This window comes from Streptomyces griseorubiginosus, assembly GCF_001514195.1.
GTDB classification, from domain to species: domain Bacteria; phylum Actinomycetota; class Actinomycetes; order Streptomycetales; family Streptomycetaceae; genus Streptomyces; species Streptomyces griseorubiginosus.
The window spans coordinates 146,455-165,308 of the sequence record NZ_KQ948747.1 but is presented as its reverse complement, the minus strand read 5'-3'; the positions used below and the strand labels follow the sequence as shown (position 1 = coordinate 165,308).

General features: G+C 69.2%; 14 protein-coding genes and 2 pseudogenes. 9 read left to right on the top strand and 7 right to left on the bottom strand.

Annotated elements, in window-relative coordinates:
* Positions 1-226 precede the first annotated feature (226 nt).
* Together AQJ54_RS39815 and AQJ54_RS39810 are read right to left on the bottom strand one after the other, a co-directional pair.
* The gene (locus AQJ54_RS39815; RefSeq protein WP_062246094.1) at positions 227-1,123 is read right to left on the bottom strand and encodes an alpha/beta hydrolase; all 897 of its coding nucleotides are present in this window, start codon (positions 1,121-1,123) and stop codon (positions 227-229) included.
* Between the two features lie 43 nt (positions 1,124-1,166).
* Positions 1,167-2,390: an FAD-dependent oxidoreductase gene (locus tag AQJ54_RS39810; protein WP_062246092.1), complete on the bottom strand. Its 1,224-nt coding sequence runs from the start codon at positions 2,388-2,390 to the stop codon at positions 1,167-1,169.
* Positions 2,391-2,657: 267 nt separating this feature from the next.
* Between AQJ54_RS39810 and AQJ54_RS39805 the strand changes: the two genes are divergently transcribed.
* The 7 genes and pseudogenes from AQJ54_RS39805 to AQJ54_RS47655 all read left to right on the top strand — a co-directional run.
* Positions 2,658-3,575, top strand: a complete 918-nt coding sequence (locus AQJ54_RS39805) for a LysR family transcriptional regulator (RefSeq protein ID WP_062246090.1) — start codon at positions 2,658-2,660, stop codon at positions 3,573-3,575.
* A complete protein-coding gene (locus AQJ54_RS47660; RefSeq protein WP_346265481.1) occupies positions 3,467-3,856 on the top strand; it encodes an HNH endonuclease in 390 nt (129 codons plus the stop codon). The genes AQJ54_RS39805 and AQJ54_RS47660 overlap by 109 nt, the downstream gene beginning before the upstream one ends.
* 913 nt (positions 3,857-4,769) lie before the next feature.
* Positions 4,770-5,699 (top strand): ABC transporter ATP-binding protein, encoded by a 930-nt coding sequence (locus tag AQJ54_RS39800; protein WP_062246088.1) that lies wholly within the window; start codon positions 4,770-4,772, stop codon positions 5,697-5,699.
* Positions 5,699-6,532 (top strand): ABC transporter permease, encoded by an 834-nt coding sequence (locus AQJ54_RS39795; protein ID WP_062246086.1) that lies wholly within the window; start codon positions 5,699-5,701, stop codon positions 6,530-6,532. Before AQJ54_RS39800 ends, AQJ54_RS39795 begins: the two co-directional genes overlap by 1 nt.
* Before the next feature lie 25 nt (positions 6,533-6,557).
* Positions 6,558-7,874 carry a sensor histidine kinase gene (locus AQJ54_RS39790; protein ID WP_062246084.1) on the top strand — a complete coding sequence of 439 codons (1,317 nt, stop codon included), beginning with the start codon at positions 6,558-6,560 and terminating at the stop codon, positions 7,872-7,874.
* On the top strand, positions 7,871-8,539 hold the full coding sequence (locus AQJ54_RS39785; RefSeq protein WP_062246083.1) for a response regulator: 669 nt from the start codon (positions 7,871-7,873) through the stop codon (positions 8,537-8,539). Before AQJ54_RS39790 ends, AQJ54_RS39785 begins: the two co-directional genes overlap by 4 nt.
* 332 nt (positions 8,540-8,871) lie before the next feature.
* Positions 8,872-9,293 (top strand): annotated as a pseudogene (locus AQJ54_RS47655) (PDDEXK family nuclease); the annotation flags it as partial.
* On the opposite strand, the pseudogene AQJ54_RS44410 reads toward AQJ54_RS47655, so the two are convergent.
* From AQJ54_RS44410 to AQJ54_RS39760, 5 genes and pseudogenes are all read right to left on the bottom strand, one after another.
* Positions 9,290-9,781 (bottom strand): annotated as a pseudogene (locus tag AQJ54_RS44410) (IS5 family transposase); the annotation flags it as partial. The pseudogenes AQJ54_RS47655 and AQJ54_RS44410 sit on opposite strands and share 4 nt — an antisense overlap.
* Before the next feature lie 75 nt (positions 9,782-9,856).
* Complete coding sequence (locus tag AQJ54_RS39775; protein ID WP_248845543.1) at positions 9,857-11,959, bottom strand: SpoIIE family protein phosphatase; 2,103 nt, start codon at positions 11,957-11,959, stop codon at positions 9,857-9,859.
* A gap of 481 nt (positions 11,960-12,440) precedes the next feature.
* On the bottom strand, positions 12,441-12,896 hold the full coding sequence (locus AQJ54_RS39770) for a MarR family winged helix-turn-helix transcriptional regulator (protein ID WP_062246079.1): 456 nt from the start codon (positions 12,894-12,896) through the stop codon (positions 12,441-12,443).
* Positions 12,897-13,127: 231 nt separating this feature from the next.
* Positions 13,128-14,180, bottom strand: coding sequence for an ABC transporter permease (locus AQJ54_RS39765; protein WP_248845542.1), 1,053 nt, complete (start codon positions 14,178-14,180; stop codon positions 13,128-13,130).
* A gap of 909 nt (positions 14,181-15,089) precedes the next feature.
* The gene (locus tag AQJ54_RS39760; protein ID WP_062246075.1) at positions 15,090-15,578 is read right to left on the bottom strand and encodes a hypothetical protein; all 489 of its coding nucleotides are present in this window, start codon (positions 15,576-15,578) and stop codon (positions 15,090-15,092) included.
* Positions 15,579-16,494: 916 nt separating this feature from the next.
* Between AQJ54_RS39760 and AQJ54_RS39755 the strand changes: the two genes are divergently transcribed.
* Positions 16,495-16,974, top strand: a complete 480-nt coding sequence (locus tag AQJ54_RS39755) for a MarR family winged helix-turn-helix transcriptional regulator (RefSeq protein ID WP_428843821.1) — start codon at positions 16,495-16,497, stop codon at positions 16,972-16,974.
* A 149-nt stretch (positions 16,975-17,123) separates the two neighbouring features.
* Positions 17,124-18,764 (top strand): MFS transporter, encoded by a 1,641-nt coding sequence (locus AQJ54_RS39750; protein WP_079070239.1) that lies wholly within the window; start codon positions 17,124-17,126, stop codon positions 18,762-18,764.
* The last annotated feature ends 90 nt before the right edge of the window (positions 18,765-18,854 follow it).

Genomic DNA, 18,854 nt, shown 5'->3' with positions numbered 1-18,854 from the left:
GAGAGAGGGGGAGGCAGACGGTCAGGACGCCGGCCGAACAGGCGGGCCGCGCCCCGTTCTTGCCGACCTGGGCTTGCGGTCACGCGTTGGTGCCGCGGTTCTCCCAGGCCGAGGAGGCCGGCGTCGACGGCCTCGTGGAGCGCGCGCAGCCGCCGCTCGGGACTCCGAAGCGGGCGCCCGGTGCGCAGGAAGACCCCAAGGGCTGTGAAAACCGCGGGGCCTCGATTCAGTGGCTCAGCGTCCGCGCGAGCCACTCGGCGGTGCGGGTGATGATCTCGGGGAAGTGGTTCGAGAGGATCTCGTAGTGCTGGCCGGGGTACTCGATCAGCTCCTTCGGCCCGGGTATCCGCCCGTACATCTCGCGGGCCTCTTCGACGGGCGCCACGGTGTCCTGGGAGGCGAGAACCATCAGCAGCGGCACGGTGATGCGCTCCGCGTAGGCGCGGACCTCCATCTCGTACAGGTAGTCCAGCGTGGAGACGGTGATCTCGTTCCTGAAGCTGGGTACGTCGTGAATCATGTTCTCGACGAATTCCTGCCCCTCGTTGTCGCTGAACATCACGGGGCTGCCGGGTTCGGGTGTGCCGTGCAGGCGGAGGGTGACGGCCGGTTCGCCGCGCAGCTGGGCCTGGCGGTCGGCGGGGATGAGGGCGTCGAGTTCGGCGAGGGTATCGGCGGGCTGCAGGGTGCGCGCGGTCCAGCCGCTGACGGGCGGGATGAGGCTGACGACGGCACGGACCCGGCGGTCCATCGCGGCGGTGAACAGGGAGTTGGCGCCGCCGATGCTGATGCCCCACAGGCCGATGCGGTCGGCGTCGATGTCGTCGCGCAGCGTCAGGTGGGTGATGACATGGCGCAGGTCACGGCACTGCTGCCAGGGGTCGAATTGCTGACGGGGCTCGCCGTCGCTGTAGCCGGTGTTGCGGTGGTCGTAGATCAGCACGGCCAGTCCGGCGTCGGTGAAGCCTTGCGCCACCGGGAACATGGATTCGGCAGGGCCGCCCAGGCCGCTCTGCAGGATGGCGACCGGCAGGGACCTGTCGCCGCTGTCGTCGGGGCGGAACAGCTTCCCCCGCAGGGTCGCTCCGGGCACGGTGAACTCGACGTCTTCGTCGACGGGCATGACGGCTCTCCTCACAAGTCGTACGGAAGGGTGGGACGTGCGGTCAGTTGCGGCTGGGGACGGAGAGGTCGTCCGGCAGGAAGTCGGGGTCGAAGGCGCGGGGGTCGGCGGAGGCGCGCAGGACGGGGAAGACCTCGGCCCGCATCTCCGCCTCGTACTCCGCGATCGCGGTCAGCAGGGGCATCTCGCCGTGCACCGACGCCGTGAGTGCCCGGGCCAGCGCGGCGGCGTCCCGCAGCGCGCTGTTGGCTCCGGCGCCGAAGGACGGCGGCATGGCGTGGATGGCGTCGCCGAGCAGCGTGACCCTGCTGGTGGGCCAGGGGTCGGCGGGCTGAAGCCGGCGCACGGACACCGGGAAGATCGTCGAGGTGTCGATGCGCTCGACGAGGCCGGCCAGTGCCGGATGCCAGCCTCGGACGGCCCGGCGCAGCACGGCGTGACGCTCTTCGGGGGACGCCTTCCACAGGTCGGGGGCCTCGCGGCCGAACGGGGTGCCGGGCATGATGCCGAGGTTGACCATGATGTACGGATCGACCGGGTCGATGGCTGCGCCGGGCGCGAGTTCGGCGACCGCCTCGGCGATGGGCCGACGCGGCTGGTAGACGCCGTAGACGAGCATCGCCCCGTCCGGGCCGGACGCCCCGGCGAATCCGTCGAAGAGGGCGTCGGGGAGGGTGGCGGCCAGTTCGTCGGTGAGCGGTGCGATCGAGTACGTGCCCACGTCACCGGTGTCCACGATCGGCACCTCCGGCAGGAGCTGTCGGCGGACGACCGAGTTGATGCCGTCGGCCGCCACGAGGACGTCGCCTGTGGCTGAGGAGCCGTCGTCGAGGTGCACCCGTACCTGGTCGCCGTCCTCCTCGAAGCGGGTGACGGTACGGCCGAACCGGACCACCTCCTCCATACCGATGTTCATGATCTGCCGCAGCGTGCGGCGGTTGACCGCGGTGTGCGGCCGGACGGGGTCGTTCGGCGGGCCGATGTGCGGGCGTGCGCCCAATTCGTTGCCCAGGTGGTCAAGCAGCACCAGGACTTCCCGGCGCGGCGTGGTGCGGGAGGTCTGCATGTACAGCTCGAAGAGGTTCTCGGGCAGGCACTCCCGCAGGGCTCGGCCGCCCGCACCGTTCATGTGCAGCCGGTAGCCGGAGCGCCCGATGCTCGGCGCACTCTCGAAGACGGTGCAGTCGATGCCGGCCTTGCGCAGGCCCTGGGCGAGGCAGAGCCCGCCGATGCCTCCTCCGGCGATCAGAACGTGAAACGACGGCATTGTCGCCTCCTCCTTGGTGAGTCGATGTGTTTCGCCTTGCCGCGTGGCTCGGGCGAGGGGCGGGCGCGTGTACGACCTGTGCGGGCGGAGCCCGTGGGCGCAGTACGTCAGGTCGTGCGTACGGCGGCTCATTCCTGGGACACGGGCTTCGGTGTCGTCGGGGTGTGGCCGCGGTTCCACTCTGGCCACCGCGAAGGCATTGGGGAACCCGAAGTCACCTATGCTGGGCATTGGCATTCCCAATAACCATCGAGGGGGTCGTACGCCGTGGGCCTGGACCTGAACCTGCTGGTGTCGCTGGACGCCCTGCTGCAGGAGCGCAGCGTGACCAGGGCGGCGCAGCGACTCGGGCTGAGCCAGCCCACGCTGAGTACGGCGCTGGGCCGGCTGCGCCGCCACTTCGGCGACGAACTCCTGACCAGGGTGGGCAACACCTACGAACTGACGCCGCTGGCAGAGCGCCTGTCCGAGAACACAGCGGAGGCGCTCAGCTATACGGACCGGGTGTTCCGGACCCGACCGGACTTCGATCCCGCCGTCGACGAGCACGAATTCACCCTGGTGCTGACCGACTGCCAACTGCCCACCTTCGGGCGGGCCCTGGCCGATCTCGTCCGCGAGACGGCACCCGGCGTGCGGCTGCGGTTCCGGCACAGCACAGAGCAATTCGTCCAGCGGGCCCACGACAACCTGCGCACCGTGGACGCGATCGTGCTCCCGCAGGGAATCCTGGCGCAGTTACCGTCCCTCGACCTGTTCCAGGACCGCTGGGTGTGCGTCGCCTCGGCCGATGACGAGCCGGCCGTCTCCAGCGCGGAGGAACTCGCCGGACGTCCGTGGGTACTGCCCTACTACCACCCGTCCGTGGTCTTCCCATCGCTGCGCCGCCTGCGCGAAGGCAGAGTCGAGCCGAGGCCGGCGATCATGACCGAGGACTACCTCGCCGTGCCCCATCTCATCGCCGGAACCGACCGATTGAGCCTGGTCCCCGAACGGATCGCCTGGCTGTTCGCCCCACAGGGCAAGACGACGATCCTCGATCTGCCCTTCGAACTGGGCGTGTTGGTGGAGACGCTGTGGTGGCACCCGATGCACGAACGGGATCCAGCCCACATCTGGCTACGGCAGATCGCGGCACGGGCCGGTCAACTGGTCACAGCGAGCGCGCACCCGAACGGAGCCTGAGACGGGAAAGCGGCCGGCCCCAGACTCAGAACCGCAGGTCGGCATCAAGAAGCGCCAGCCCGCTCTGGCTGTCCATAGAGGACGCGTCCAGGGCATGCGAGCGCTGCCAGCACACAGGCGAGGTGGAAGTCCACCACGGCCGTAACCTGAAGGAACTCGACCGAGTCGAACCCGCCCGTTGGAGACGAGTCATGGCCAAACGGCGCCGCAAGACACTCGTGCTCTGCGCCGACTGCCACGACCACATCCACCACCGGGAACCCCTCCCGCTCACGCAGTAGTCACCGGAGAGCCAGATGCTTGGAAAGCGGGCCCATCCGGTTCGGAGGGAGGCCGCGCGGAAAAGGACCAGCACACCTGGCACCTCACCGCGCGGCCGACCCTACCCAAGCCGCGAAGAACGAATGCGGCCTGGACCAGTACGAAGTCCGCCGCTACGTGGGCTGGCGTCGGCACATCACTCTGGCCATGCGCGCGCACGCCTTCCTGACCGCCACGGCACGCCAGACCTAGGAAAAAGGGGCCGAACAGGCGGTTACAGCAGCAGGACGACCGCACGCCGTCGCAGGAGACCACTCCATACTCCGTCGACCACCAGACCGAGCGGCCTCAGAGCAATCGCCGGCAGGCCCAACCAGCCGTCGACGTAGAAGGCCACCGTCCAGAGCAAGTCGGAACGGGTTGCAGGATCACGCAGCGACGTACGCGAGCGTTCCCGAAGTCAACCGGTGATCGGCGGGTACGCCTGAGGAACCTCGTGTCCCGTCCACGTGGCAGCCATGTACCGTTTCGCGCCGGCGATCCGGCGGCCCCCGCCGCACCACCGGGCCGGGGCACCCCCGGACCACTCACCCCACGCCGAATCGACAACCCGCAAGGTTGCGGTACTGGAGAAGACGTCCCTGCCGAACCACAAGAACAAGAACCGCAAAGCCCATGGTCACGGCAGTGAGAAGCGCGGACAGCGCGGTGCCTGTCCCCTTGCTGAGCGGCGTGCGGCCGCAGGCGGGCGCGCATCCGCCGACGCGTCATACCTCAGGCGTACCGGTGATCCGCGCCGAGTGGTACCGCAGTACCACTCAGGCGCCGAAGTGTCTCCCGTGGTCCCAGGGCTCGGGCCGGCCGCGCGCCTAACGTCGATGGCACAGGTCGCGGCAGTCGCCCGGCCGCGTCCGTGATGAAAGGCCAACACTCATGATCGAAGCGCGTGAGCTGACCAAGCGGTACGGCGACAAGACCGTCGTCGACGCGCTGAGCTTCACCGTCAAGCCCGGCGAGGTCACTGGCTTCCTCGGTCCCAACGGCGCCGGCAAGTCCACCACGATGCGCATGGTCGTCGGCCTGGACGCCCCCACCGGGGGCACGGTCACCGTCAACGGCAGGTCGTATGCGAAGCACCCGGCACCGCTGCACGAGATCGGCACCCTACTGGAGGCCAAGTCCGTCCACCCCGGCCGCAGCGCCTTCAACCATCTGATGGCCCTCGCGTACACGCACGGCATTCCGCGCCGCCGGGTCGACGAGGTCATCGAACTGGCCGGGCTGACCAGCGTGGCTGGCAAGCGCGTCGGGGCCTTCTCGCTCGGCATGGGCCAGCGGCTCGGCATCGCGGCGGCACTGCTCGGCGACCCCGCGATCGTCATGCTCGACGAACCGGTCAACGGTCTCGATCCCGAGGGCGTGCTGTGGGTGCGCAACCTGCTGCGCTCGCTGGCCGACGAGGGCCGGGCGGTGATGCTCTCCTCGCACCTGATGAGCGAGACCGCACTGATCGCCGACCACCTGGTGATCATCGGGCGCGGGCGGCTGCTCGCCGACACCACCGTCGACGACTTCACCCGCCAGGCGAGCGGCGGCGGCGTGAAGGTCGCCACCGCCGAGGCCACCAGGCTGCGCTCGCTGCTTGGGGGCCCGGACGTCACGATCTCCTCCTCATCCGCCGAGGAGCTCCTGGTCACTGGACGCGACGCGCGAGAGATCGGGCTGATCGCTGCCGAGCACGGCGTGGCGTTGTCCGAACTCACCCCACAGGCCGTCTCGTTGGAGGCGGCATTCATGGACCTGACCCGAGAAGTTGTCGAGTACCAGAGCCACCCGGCGCAGACCGAGCGAAAGGCAGCCTGATGACCGTCACCGAACTCTCCCCCACCCGAGCCGGCACCCGGGCCTACAAGGTCACCGGTCCGCGGGTGCTGCGCGCGGAGTGGTCCAAGTTCTGGTCGCTGCGCTCCAGTTGGATCACCCTAGGGGTCTCCGTGGTCCTGCTGGTCGCCCTCGGCGCGATCGCCTCCGCCACCTACAGCCCCGACGCGACCGCGCAGGGCGGGCCGCCAGGACCCGGCTCCGGCGACCAGGACGCCGTCAGCCTCGCCCTGCTCGGAGTGACCTTCGCATCACTGGCCGTCGGCGTGCTCGGCGTCCTGCTGTCGGCCGGCGAGTACACCACCGGCATGATCCGCTCCACCCTCACCGCCGTCCCCCGCCGCCTGCCGGTCCTGTGGACCAAGGCCGCCGTGATCGGCCCCATCACCCTGGTCCTGACCACCCTCGGCGCCCTGGCCGCCTTCCAGCTGGGCACTCTAGGCCTGGACGGCGAGAAGATCGCCCTGTCCCTGGGCGACGACGGCGTACTGCGCAGCCTGGCCGGTGCCGGCCTCTACCTCGCCCTGGTCGCCGTCGCGGGTGTGGCTCTGGGCATCCTGCTGCGCTCCAGCGCCGGCGCGATCGCGGTCCTGGTCGGCGTCCTGCTCATCCTCCCGGGCCTGGCCTCCCTGCTGCCCGACTCCGTCCACGACGACATCAACCCCTACTTCCCCGGCAACGCGGGCTCGGCGATGTACGCCCTGCACCAGTCCTCCGACGCCCTCTCTCCCGGGGCGGGACTCGCCGTCTTCGCCGGGTGGGTGGCCCTCACCCTCGCCGGAGCCGCCTGGCGGCTCCTCAAGAGCGACGCCTGAGCGGCGGTGCGAGACAGTGGGGATCATGAGACAGGCCCCCGCGACCACCGCCCGGGGGACGGCCAGCGCGCCGTCCTCCGGGCTCGCCGACGTCTGGGCGCACCCGTTCCTGCGCTGCTTGCTGCGCGGCCGCAGCGCCCGACGCCGACTGGACCAGCGGCATCCGTGGATGCTCGACACCGCAGTCGTCCTCGTCGTCGCCCTGCTCAGCCTTCCCGACCTGCTCTCCCGCAGGCGCCACGGCCCGTTCGGAGACACGACGAACCCAAGCCACTTGCCCACGCTGGCGGTGGTCGCCTTCGCCGTCGCGCTCGTCGTACCTCTGTGGTGGCGCCGCAGGGCCCCGGCCGTCACATTCTTCGTGATCTCCGCGGTATTGCTGGCCCAGTGGTCGCTGGGCGTGTGGCAGCAGACCGGCATGGCCGCGCTCATCGCCCTCTACAGCCTGGCCCTGCACGGATCACTGCGCGCGCTCGGCTGGGCCGCCGCCCTCACCGCGGCCGAAATGACCCTGGCGGTCGGGCTCCTAGCCCCCGTCGAGCACCCGTTCCTCAGTCTCTTCTTCCTGACGGGCACGGCGACCGCGGCCATCGCCATCGGCCTGACGCTGCGGATCCGCCGCCTTTACCTCGCGGCCCTGGAGGACCGGGCCACGCGCCTAGAGATCGAGCAGGACCAGCGCGTCCGGCTCACCGCCGCCGCCGAACGCACCCGCATCGCCCGCGAGATGCACGACATCGTCGGCCACAACCTCTCCGTCATGGTCAGCGTCGCCGACGGCGCCGCCACCCTCGCCACCAACCGCGGCGAGACGTCCGCCGAACCCCTGCGCATCCTCGCCGACACCGGCCGCCAGGCGATGAGCGAACTCCGAAGGGTCCTCGGCGTGCTGCGCGAGGAGCGGGGCCCTGAAGAGGACGAACGGCTGCTCGGCCCGCAGCCCGGCCTCCGGGATCTGGACGCGTTACTGACGCGGGTGCGCGCGGCGGGGCTGCCCGTGACCTACAGGACGACGGGCGACCTCGACGCCCTCGGCAGCGGCGTTCAGCTCACCGTGTACCGCATCGTCCAGGAAGCCCTCACCAACACCCTCAAACACGCCGGCCCAGGCTCCACCGCCGACGTCACCCTCACCAAGGACACCGACACCGTGCACATCAAGGTCGCCGACACCGGCGCAGCAGCCGGGACGCGGTCCGGCGACGCCGGGCACGGCCTCGTCGGCATCCGCCAGCGGGCCGCCCTGTACGGCGGCGCCGTCACCCTCGGCCCGCAAGCCACCGGCCAGGGCTGGCTCGTCGATGTCGTCCTCGACGTACCTCCAGGAGATCATCAGCCATGACCACCGTCCTGATCGCCGACGACCAGCCCCTGCAACTCATGGGCGTGCGCATGCTGCTGGAGGGCACCCCCGGCCTGACCCCGGTCGGCGAGGCGCAACACGGCGCGGAGGCCGTCCGCATGGCCGCCGAACTGCGCCCCGACGTCGTTCTCATGGACATCCGCATGCCCGGCATGGACGGCATCGAGGCCACCCGTCGCATCATCGCCGCCGGCGGCCGCACCCGCGTCCTCATCGTCACCACCTTCGACCTCGACGAGTACGCCTACGAAGGTCTGCGCGCCGGCGCCGGCGGCTTCCTGCTCAAGGACGCCCGCCCCGAGGAACTCGTCGCGGGCATCCACGCAGTCGCCACCGGCGACGCCGTCGTCTCCCCCCGCCTCACCCGTCGCCTCCTGGACGCCTACACCCACCGCCTCCTGGCCCCGACGGACACCCCACCCGCCGAGGACCCTCGCCTGAAGACCCTCACCGACCGAGAACGCGAAGTCCTCGTCGCCATCGGCCAGGGCTGGACCAACACCGAGATCGCCGAGCGCCTCGTCCTGACCGAGTCCACCGTCAAGAAACACGTGGGCCGCGTCCTCGCCAAGATCGGCGCCCGCGACCGCATCCAGGCCGTCATCACCGCGTACGACACCGGACTGGTCAGGGCCAAGTCGTAGCCCCCAAGCCCTGCTACGGGGAGGCGGCGTCGTAGTCGCTCTGGCTGATCCCAACTTCGCGCCCGCGGGCATGGCTTGCTCAAGCCCAACGACAGGACCCTCGCGGACATCCATGGATTCGTCGACGTGACCTGGATTTCCAGTCCGGCGTAGGCGACGGCGACCAAAGGTGCGCTGATGTCGGCACCGAGGAATGGAAGTTTTGACCGAACGTCCAGTCCTCCCAGTCCTCCAGCACGTCCGCCGTCGCCTCGTCTCAGCGAAGTCCGCGGCGCCACAAGTAGGTGAAGAACAGGCCGTAGTCCGGCGCCATACGTCTCCGATAACGGGGGGTGACCGGCTTGAAGTTGTTTCTACGGACACAACGAAAAGCGGCATGACTGAGGTCACGCCGCGTCTTGCTGAGGTCGAGGCAGATGTGCAGGGTCTCGTCGAGGCGCACATGGAGACGTTGCTGGGGGTGCGGTTCTTGGCGAGCGAGTACGGAACGGGGCCGGTGCATGGGGGCCGGATCGATTCGCTCGGTCTGGACGAGAACGGATCACCGGTCATCGTGGAGTACAAGCGTGGTGTCGATGCCGGCGTCATCAACCAGGGTCTCTTCTATCTGGCGTGGCTGATGGACCATCGTGCCGAGTTCGAGCACCTGGTTCGCGACCGGCTCGGGGTGACGGCCGCGTCCCAGGTCCTGTGGAGCGGCCCGCGCCTGATCTGCATTGCCGGCGACTTCACCCGCTACGACGTGCATGCCGTGGTGTCGTGCACGTTCGCGGCGGTGACCAGGACGGCCAGCACCAGGCCGAGCGTGTCCGTGATCAGGTGCCTCTTTCGGCCTTTGATCTTCTTTCCGGCGTCGATGCCCTGACTGCTTTCGGCGACGTTTGCCGAGGTCTTCACGCTCTGCGCGTCGACCACGGCCGCTGTGGGCTCCGCGCGGCGGCCGTGTAATCGGCGAGTCTTGTCGCGTAACAGGTCGTGTACTTGCTGTGTGGTGCCGTCGGCTTCCCACTTCGCGTAGTAGTCGTAGACGGTCTTGCAGGGAGGGAAGTCGCGCGGCAGGTACTCCCATGGGATGCCGGTGCGCTTGATGTAGAGGATCGCGTTGACGATCTCTCTCAGGTCGTGCACCCGGGCCGCCGTTCCGGGGCCGGTCCGTCTCGCCCGCCAAGCGGTAAAGACCGGTTCGATCAAGGCCCAGCGGGCGTCGGACACGTCACTACGGTACGGACGACGAGCACTCACGCCTGATCCAACGATCACCAACAGCACCAGTCACAAAAGCATCCCAGAGCACCAACTACCTACATCAGATGCCCTCTAAAGGAACGAGGCCGGATCCGAGGGCCGGGCGTACTTCTGCTCGCCCAGCTCGGCCCAGACCGTCTTGCCCTGCCGGGCGTGGCGCGTTCCCCAACGCTCGGCGAGCTGGGCTACGAGGAGCAGGCCGCGTCCGCCCTCGTCGAAGGCGCGGGCCCGCTGCAGGTGGGGGGTGGTGCTCCCGGCGTCGGACACCTCGCACAGGAGGGAGCGGTCACGGATGAGACGCAGGCGGATGGGGGGTCGCCCGTAGCGGATGGCGTTGGTGACCAGTTCACTGACCACTAGCTCGGTGATGAAGTGGAGGTCCTCCAGCCCCCAGGCGGACAGCTGCCCGGCAGCACTCGAACGTGCCCGGGCGACGGCTGCCGGGTCGGCGTCCACGTCCCAGGCGGCGACTTGTTGGTCTCCGAGGATGCGGGTGCGGGCGAGCAGCAAGGCTGCGTCGTCGTGGGGTTGGCTTGCGGGCAGCAAGGCCTGGACCACGGTGTCGCAGGCGGCCTCAAGGGAGGCGGAGGGCTGTGCGAGGGCGTGGCGCAGGAGGGTGAGGCCTGCCTCGATATCGCGGTCGCGGGTTTCGACCAGGCCGTCGGTGTACAGGGCCAAGCGGCTGCCTTCGGGCAGGTAAACCTCGGCCGCCTCGAACGGCAGGCCGCCCAGGCCCAGCGGCGGGCCGGGCGGCAGATGCAGAAGCTCGACGGTTCCGCCGCCGCTCACCACGGCGGGCAGCACGTGCCCCGCACGCGCCAGGGAGCAGCGGCCGTCGACGGGGTCGTAGACGGCGTACAAACATGTCGCGCCGATGTCCCCGGCGGTCTCCGTGTCCGGGTCGGCCGAGGCTTCGGCGGACAGGCGGATGACGACGTCGTCCAGGTGCGTCAGTAGTTCCTCGGGCGGCAGGTCGATGTCGGCGAGGGTACGGACCGCGGTCCGCAGGCGCCCCATCGTGGCGGCGGCGTGGATGCCGTGGCCGACCACGTCACCCACGACCAGGGCCACTCGGGCTCCGGACAGCGGAATCACGTCGTACCAGTCGCCGCCCACACCGGCCTGGGCACCTGCGGGCAGGTAGCGACAGGCCACGTCCACGGCGGACTGCTCCGCCGTGCGCTGTGGCAGCAGACTGCGCTGGAGAGTGAGGGCCGTGGCACGGGCATGTGTGTAGCGACGGGCGTTGTCTATGGCCACGGCCGCCCTGGCCGCGATCTCCTGCGCGAGGATCAGATCCTCGTCGTCGAAGGGAGCCGGGTTGCGGTGACGGCAGAACCGTGCGACGCCTAGAGTGGCGCCGCGGGCGCTCAACGGCACCACCAGCATCGAGCAGGCAGGATGGCTGCCGAAGGCGTCGACCGGATCCGTCGGCGTCTCCGTGTGCCTGGAGGGCCGGCCGGTGGCCAGGGCGCGAGCCACGACCGATCCGTCCGGGCAGGCGTGAACCGCCCCCAGCCCAACTGTCGGCTCGGGACCGCCTTGCGCCGACGACGACTGAGCGACCCGGTGCAGTACGAGGGGGCTCTGCGCCGCGGTGCAGTCCCCGTGGACCACGGAGTCGAGCAGGTCGACGGTGACCAGGTCGGCGAAATGGTCGAGGGCGAGGTCCGCCAGCTCCTGGGTGGTGCGGGCAATGTCCAGGGTAGTCCCGATGCGCAGACCGGCCTCGTTCACCAAAGAAAGCCGCCACTGCAGTCGCCGGTCGCGCTCCTCCTGGAACGCCGTGACACCCTGCTCGGAGGCGTCGTCGACGTATCCGTTCGCCATCGCGATCAGGAGGCGTGATGCCGCGGTGATCAGCTCCGCGTCTTTCGTCAGCCGCGGCATCTCAGCAAGCAGTCTGTCCAGGATGACACCCTGACCGAGCCGGAAAGCCCGCAACAACACGGTGACCGACGTGCCGTACCGAGCCAGCCGGCGCGCGCGTTCCAGCTCGGCGGCCGGTGGATCGATCTCGCTCGGCTCGACGCCGTGCTCCAGGCCGATCAGCACGCCGACGACATGCTCAGCGATGTTCTGCGACGTCATGCGGATGAGATCCGGGTTACTCCACAGTTCGGGAACGTCACGCCGCAGGCACCGCACCACGTCGGCGATCACCTCATCCGCCATCGCCCCGAGGTCACCTGCGACACGGGACACGAGGCTGGCAGCCGTGTACTCCACACCGTCGACGGTACGCCGAACAAGGGACTCGTGAGCCGTCGGGCATCAGCAACCTCCCGTTCGAGACCCCTGCTCACTCCGGGGCGGTCAGCCGGCGGCGATGGCCAACCCGGCTTATGCCATAGCCGCCAGGGCCGGTACGGCGGCGGGCAGGGCTTCCACGGGCGGTCACCGTGGCGCAGGTGGACCACGGCGGCGGCCGCAGAATTAGCCCGGCAGCGGCAGGCACGCCGAGTGGAGCCGGGGCCAGTCCGAGCAGCAGACCGGCGGCTCCGGCGATCTCCGGTGCGCCGATCACGCGGTAGAGGGTCAGTCACATGCCGAGGTGCACGGCTGCCTCACGCATGAACGGCACGGCGGCGATCCTCTCCGTTCCGGCGTTCGCCCGCAGGTCACACCGCGAGAAGGGCGGTGCTATGGCCCCGGGTCAGGAGGGACTGTCGACGGTGAGAGCGTCCGGATTCAGTCGCTCGACCAGGCGGTGGAGCAGACGGTGGATGGTGTCCTTGTCGTCCGCGCCGAGCGGTGACGTCGTCTCCGCCTCGATGCGACCGGCGATGGACGCCGCGCGAGCGGCCGCCGAGCGCCCTTCGTCGGTGGCGTACAGGCGCATGCTGCGACGACTGGTAGGATGGGGCTCGCGCCGCAGTATCCCTCGTTCGACGAGCTGGGTCACGGCGGCTCCCATGGACTGGGGAGTGAAGCCGGTCCGGCGGGCGATCTCCGCCGCGGACACCCCTGGTGTCAGGGCGGCGTGCTGCAACGCGTTGTGCTGGGCCAGCGTGAGGTCCTCCGCACGCAGTGCCCTTTCCAGCCGGCCCGCCACGATCTGCGAGAACTGCCAGGCCAGGTATCCGGTGGTGGGGAACGCGGCGTCGGTCACGTCGGCAGTTTACGAGAACGCCTTCCGGCCGCCTTCGGAAGCGCCCGCCGCTCCTCTCCTCCAGCGCACGATCCGCCGGCCCGGGCGCCGGGCGCCCGCTCCCCTACCGCGTCGCGCGGGGCGGTACGCGACTGGGATCGCAGGGGCGACTCGTCGTACGGGCGGCTGTCGTGGCCTGCTGTGCCGTACCCCATGACGAGTCGGTCCCTGATGACAGCGCGGGGACCCGGTTCAGGGGGCCGCCCGGTTGCGTGTCCCGCGTGCGTCGCGCCAGTACACAGCCGCGGCGGCAATCAGGATCCAGACCACCAGGACGAAGACGCCCGCGGTCAGGCCGTCGTTGCGGAAGTGGGACAGACCCTGGATGGCTCGAACGCCGACGCCCACCGGGAGAATCTCCGAGAACGGATGGAGCCAGCCCGGCAGATAGGCCGTGGGCAGGGTGCCGCCGCTGGTGCTGTTGCCGAAGGTGAACAGGACCACGGCGGCCAGCGACATCCCGGCCCGCCCGAAGAGGCGCATGAACGCCATGGTCGCGCTGCCGACGGCCGCGGCCATCAGGGCGATGATCCCCGCGATGCCGAGGAAGGGTCCGGGCAGCGCCGAGAAGCCCACGCCCCCAGCTATCACCGCGATCAGGAGTCCGGCGGCGACGCTGAAGGCGGCCAGACTGGCCAGCCGCCAGCGGTACTCCAGGCGGGGGGCGATCTGGTAGGTCATCGTGCCGAACAGGAACCCGGCGAGTACGACACCGAACCCGGCGTAGAACACCGCCATCCCGCCGGTGTCTCCCGCCGGGGCCGGCACGGTGTCCCTCAGGGTCAGACGGGTACCGCTGTGCTGGGCGACCGCGGAGAAGGCGCCGGTGACCGTCGAGGTGACGGAAGGGCCGTTGGCGCCGGCATAGAGGAGCTCGGCGGACTTCCCGGGGTCCGTGACGTAGGCGGCGTACACCTTGCGACCCTCAAGAGCGTGGCGGGCCGCGCTCTTGTCGCCGTAGCGCTTCACGTAGAAGCCGCCGGGCAGCCCGAGTTCCAGCGCTCCCGTGACCTGCTCGGCCTGCTCGGTCGTGCCCACGACGGCGACCGGGAGGTCATGAGGGCGCGGGGCGTGGAAGGCCGACAGGAACACACTGACGAAGATCGAACCAATGATCAGAACGATCACCGCCGGCAGCAGAACCCCCTTCAGGCCGGTCGCGCCCTGCTGCGAGGGGGCGGGGTCCAGGGCGTGGTGGTGCTGAGCGCGCCGGGGCTCGACGGTCCTGGGCGGTGACGTGGACACGGGCTTCTCCATGGCTGACGACAACGACAGCGACGAAAACAACAGTAAGGTAGCTTCTATTTCTGGCATGCAAATATCAGGCACTTTGCTTTCGGAGGTCATGAGCGGCACGCGGGCAACCCGTCCGCGCGGACCAGCTATCTGGCGTAACAGTGAGTCTTGTGATGGGGCTGCGCCTGGAGAGGGCGTTGCGTGCGCTCGGCCTCGCGCCCGCGCAGCACAACGCTCTCCAGCACCTCGTATGGACACCGGCATCTCCGCCGCGAAGATGGCTCGTCAGACGGGCTTCACTCCCCACTCCTTGGGGGCCGCCGTAAACGAACTGGTCGGCCGCGGACTTGACTGGCCAGCAGATCACTCCGGAACGCACTGCCGCCGAAGCAGTAGCCAGACGTCACAGCAGGCCGACTCCGCTTCCAGGAACGGCCTGGCCCTTCTCGTCTTCATCCCTTTCCGTGCCAGCCAGGCCTGTCCTCAGTTCGAGCTGGCAGTCGGCCCAGGGCACGGTGCCGGCTGGAGACGTGCCTGTGCCTCCCGGCGGCCCATGTCGATCACGTCATCTCGTAGGTCCGCCAGCCGGCGCAAGCCGTCCGGGCGACACGGCCGGTGACGAGACGTACAGCTTCTCCTTTGTCTTTGGGCGCGATGAGGCCGAGGCGGAAGAGTGCCGCTTCTTCACCGAGTCGACGTGACCGCTGCGGTCCTGGACAGTTCGTCGAGGGACGGTGGCTAGTCGTGGCTGGTCGGTGTCGGCGAGGTGATCGGCGGTGCGGAGCCAGCCCATGGTTCTGGGAAGAAGGGCGGGCAGCGGGCTCTGGAAGATGGCGCGTCCTGGCGTGACGGGGGTCTCGCCGGCTTCGCAGGCGGGGTGGCATCGACGACGAGGCCGGCGAGAGTCTTGTGGCTGGACTACGAGGGCTCAGGGATGTCGTAGATCCATTCATCGGTGAGCGTGACCGCGGCGTGCCGGAACTCCGCGAGCACGTCGAGGAACCCGGTGCGGCCCCACACCGCCAGCCCCAGAACGGTGACGCCGACGGCGGTGATGTGCACGGCCCCGGTGAGGTCGTGGGACGATGCCGCGCGCATGGCCGACTCGTCCCCGCGGGCCCACGCCCGTGTCGCCTCGGCCACGGCGAACTCGTAGTGCGGCGGTGCCGAGACGGCCACTTCGTCGGCCCGTCGTACCAGGTCCTCGATCCGCCACGTCCTGCCGGTCAGCTCCATGATGCTGATGGTGGAGCGCAGCAGGCCGTTGAGGACGGCATACGTTTCCAGGGAGCCGCCGGCGTCCAGGCCGTCCAGCGAATCTCGGACCGCGATGGCGTCGTGGTCCACGTAACCCCGGACGACATCCAGGGCCCGGTCGCGGGAGGTCTTGTGCGCGGCGTCGCTCATGGGGATCACCCTAGGAACGCGTGGACGGGAATGGATCCGTCTCCCGGCGCAACATGCCTCGGCAGAAAGCACTACGACCTACGACCGCCGCTGTGCCGATCGAGGACGGCCACTTCAAAACTGTCTACACCTGCCGCCCCGGCCCGGAGGACCTCGCAAACTTGCGGGCATCGAGACCATCGCCCATCTCTTTCAGGCGTGGCTCGAGAAGAGCACCGCACCGGCACCGGTGACCACCGCGGCCCGACGACCAGAAGCCGCGAAGAGAAGGGCAGGTGGTCCATCTGGAAGACCGCCCAGGCCATCCAGGCGAAGATTCACAAGACGGGGGTATCAAACACCTTCCGAGCCTCCGGAACATGGAGGTCGGCGAGCCGGAGCGGGAGCATCGAGTGTCCTGTGACATGGGAGCCTGGTCGCTGTGTCATCGAATCTTGGTGACCCTGAGGACGGCTACGCGTACAGCACAGCGCGCTTGAGTTCGGCCAACGGCTCAAGCGACTGGTCAACTTCCCGACTGGTCCGCGGCGTTGTTCCAGCACCTCCCTTGCCCGGGTCAGGTTCTCGGACCAGTAGGCCGGCCATCTGTTCAGGCGGTCGAGGAACTTCAACGGGCATCGGCTGGCCATACCGCCGGCCTCGATGGCACGCCGTCCGGCGTAGAGCCCGCTCGAAAACGTGGAGCACATAGACGTCGAGGAGCATGCAGCACGCGGCAGACGGCGCGGGCCTGGCTCCGGCGCCACCGCAGACCGGCGACCGGCTGATGGACGACCCCCGCAAGTGCGCGCCCGACTCCGGGCAGACGCGTGGAAGCCTTGCTGCGTGCGTGGAGTCGACTACCTCACCTGCCGCGTCATCGACTTCGTAGATTGGTATCTTGACATAGGTTTCTCTTCATAGGTAACTTCGCGGTGTGACCGGAATCAGGGAGGCTCGTCCGAGCCGCGGTGTCGACCATGTGGCCGCTGGCCTCGTGGCATGCCTGCCCGTGCTGAACCGGCACATCAAACAGAGCATCGACCGGCAATTGCCTGACCCCAGGCTCCCCGAGAGGCAGTTGGCCCTGCTCCGCTACGTCGCTGCACACGACGGCGCGACCGTCCACAAGGCCGCCGACGTGCTGCATATGGTGCCGAACAACGTCAGTACCCTGGTCAGCCGCCTCACCGATGCAGGTCTGCTGGAGCGGCATCAGGACGGCACTGACAAGCGCGTGGCGCGCTTGTGCGTCACCGCCATGGCGCGTCAACGTATCGGTGAGGCCGAGGGCATCGCGACGCGGCACCTCTCGTCAGCTTTGCGCACTCTGACCGACGGCGATCTCGAGGCTCTCGGCGCGGCTCTCGGCGCCCTCGAGGCGCTCGCCCAACACCTCGCCGACCAGTCCGCCTGACCGGTCCGGCTTCCCGTACGCCTGTCCCCTTGCCGCTGCCGCTGCCGCTGCCGCGGCAAGGCAGAGTGTGCTGCCCTCCTGCGCAGCCCTACCTCACACATGTCCACGCGCCCCAGCCGCGCGCCACACGTCTCGAGGACATCTCACGCATGTCTGTCACACCTGGCTCCACAGCGCCCACTTCGGTATCCGATCCCCACCACCGCGGTCTCCGCGCGAACCCCTGGCTGACACTGATCGCCGTCGCGTTCGGCCTGTTCATGGTCGGTCTTGACGGATCCGTCGTCGCGATCGCCAACGCCGAGATCGCCCGCGACCTAAACGCCACCACCCCTGAACTGCAGTGGGTCACCAACTCCTACCTGCTCGCCCTTGCCGCCACCCTCATCCTCGGCGGCAAGCTCGGCGACCGCTTCGGGCGCCGAACCCTCTATCTCGTCGGCGTCGTGGGGTTCACGGCCTCGTCCGTTGCGATCGGGCTCGTCGGTTCGATCGAGGGCGTCATCGCCTTCCGCGCCGTACAAGGCGCCTTCGGTGCGATGCTCATGCCCAACACCCTCGCGCTGCTGCGTGCCGTGTTCCCGCCGAAAAAGTTCGGGACGGCGGTCGGCATCTGGGCGATGATCTCGTCCGTCTCCACCGCACTCGGCCCGATCGTCGGCGGACTGCTCGTCGAGCACGTCAGCTGGGAGTCCGTCTTCTACATCAACGCCCCTGTCGGCGTCATCGCCCTCTTCGTCAGCCTGCTGGTCCTGCCGCAGTCCAAGAACGAGGCGGCCGCCAGCGAGAAGTTCGACGTGCCCGGCGTCGTCCTGCTCGCGCTCGGACTGCTGGCCGTCGTCTTCGGTGTCGTCAAGGGTGAGACATGGGGCTGGACTTCGAGCGGTACGCTCGGCGCGATCGCCGGGGGAGTTGTCGTCTTGGTCCTCTTCGGCTGGTACGAGACCCGCGTCGCGCACCCGCTCCTGCCCATGCGGCTCTTCCGCAACCCGGCCCTGACCATAGGCACGGTCGTCACCGCGCTGAACTTTTTCATCATGCTCGGCGTGATCTTCTTCGTCATGCTGTACCTGCAGAACGTACGGGGCTTCACGCCCGTCGAATCCGGTGTGCGCACCCTGCCGCTCAGCGCCGCCTCCATGCTGTCCTCGCCGCTCGGCGCGCAGCTCACGCAGCGGTTCGGCCCGCGCTTGACCATGCCACTCGGGATGGTGCTCCAGGCCAGCGCCGCGTTCACGATGCTCGGGTGGAGCGTGGACTCGTCGTACGCGACCATGTGGCCGCCCTTCATCGCGCTCGGCCTCGGCGTCGGCATGGTGATGTCCGCGTCGTCCGCCGCCATCGTCGGCAACGCTCCCGTCCAAGATGGCGGGGTCGCGGGCGGCCTGCAGGCCACCTCGCTCCAGGTCGGCGGCGCGCTCGGCACCTCGGTGCTCGTCTCGCTCATCAGCAGCCGTGTCGGCTCCACGCTCACCGACTCGCTGACCGAGTCGGGCGTGCCCGACGCGGTCGCCGGGCGTTTCCAGGAGGCGAAGGACGCGGTGGCCATGGGCGTCGCACCGGTGTCCGACACGATGCCCTCGCAGCTCAGGGCCTCCGTGATGGAGGGCAGCCACACCGCCTTCATGAACGGCGTCCACACTGCCGCTCTCGTCACGGGCATCCTCGCCCTCATCGGCGCAGTCCTTTCAGCGCTCGGCCTTCACGGCCGCAAGGACGGACACGACGAGAACATCGCGGTGGCGCCGACCACAGTCACCGTGCCCGTCCCGGCGTCGACCCGCGAGTGACGCGGCCAAGCCCCCTCCTTCGGCGGCATCCCAGTCGGCGGCCACGTCTGTGGCACCGAGGTGCCGTAGGCAGCCTCCATCCCTTCATGG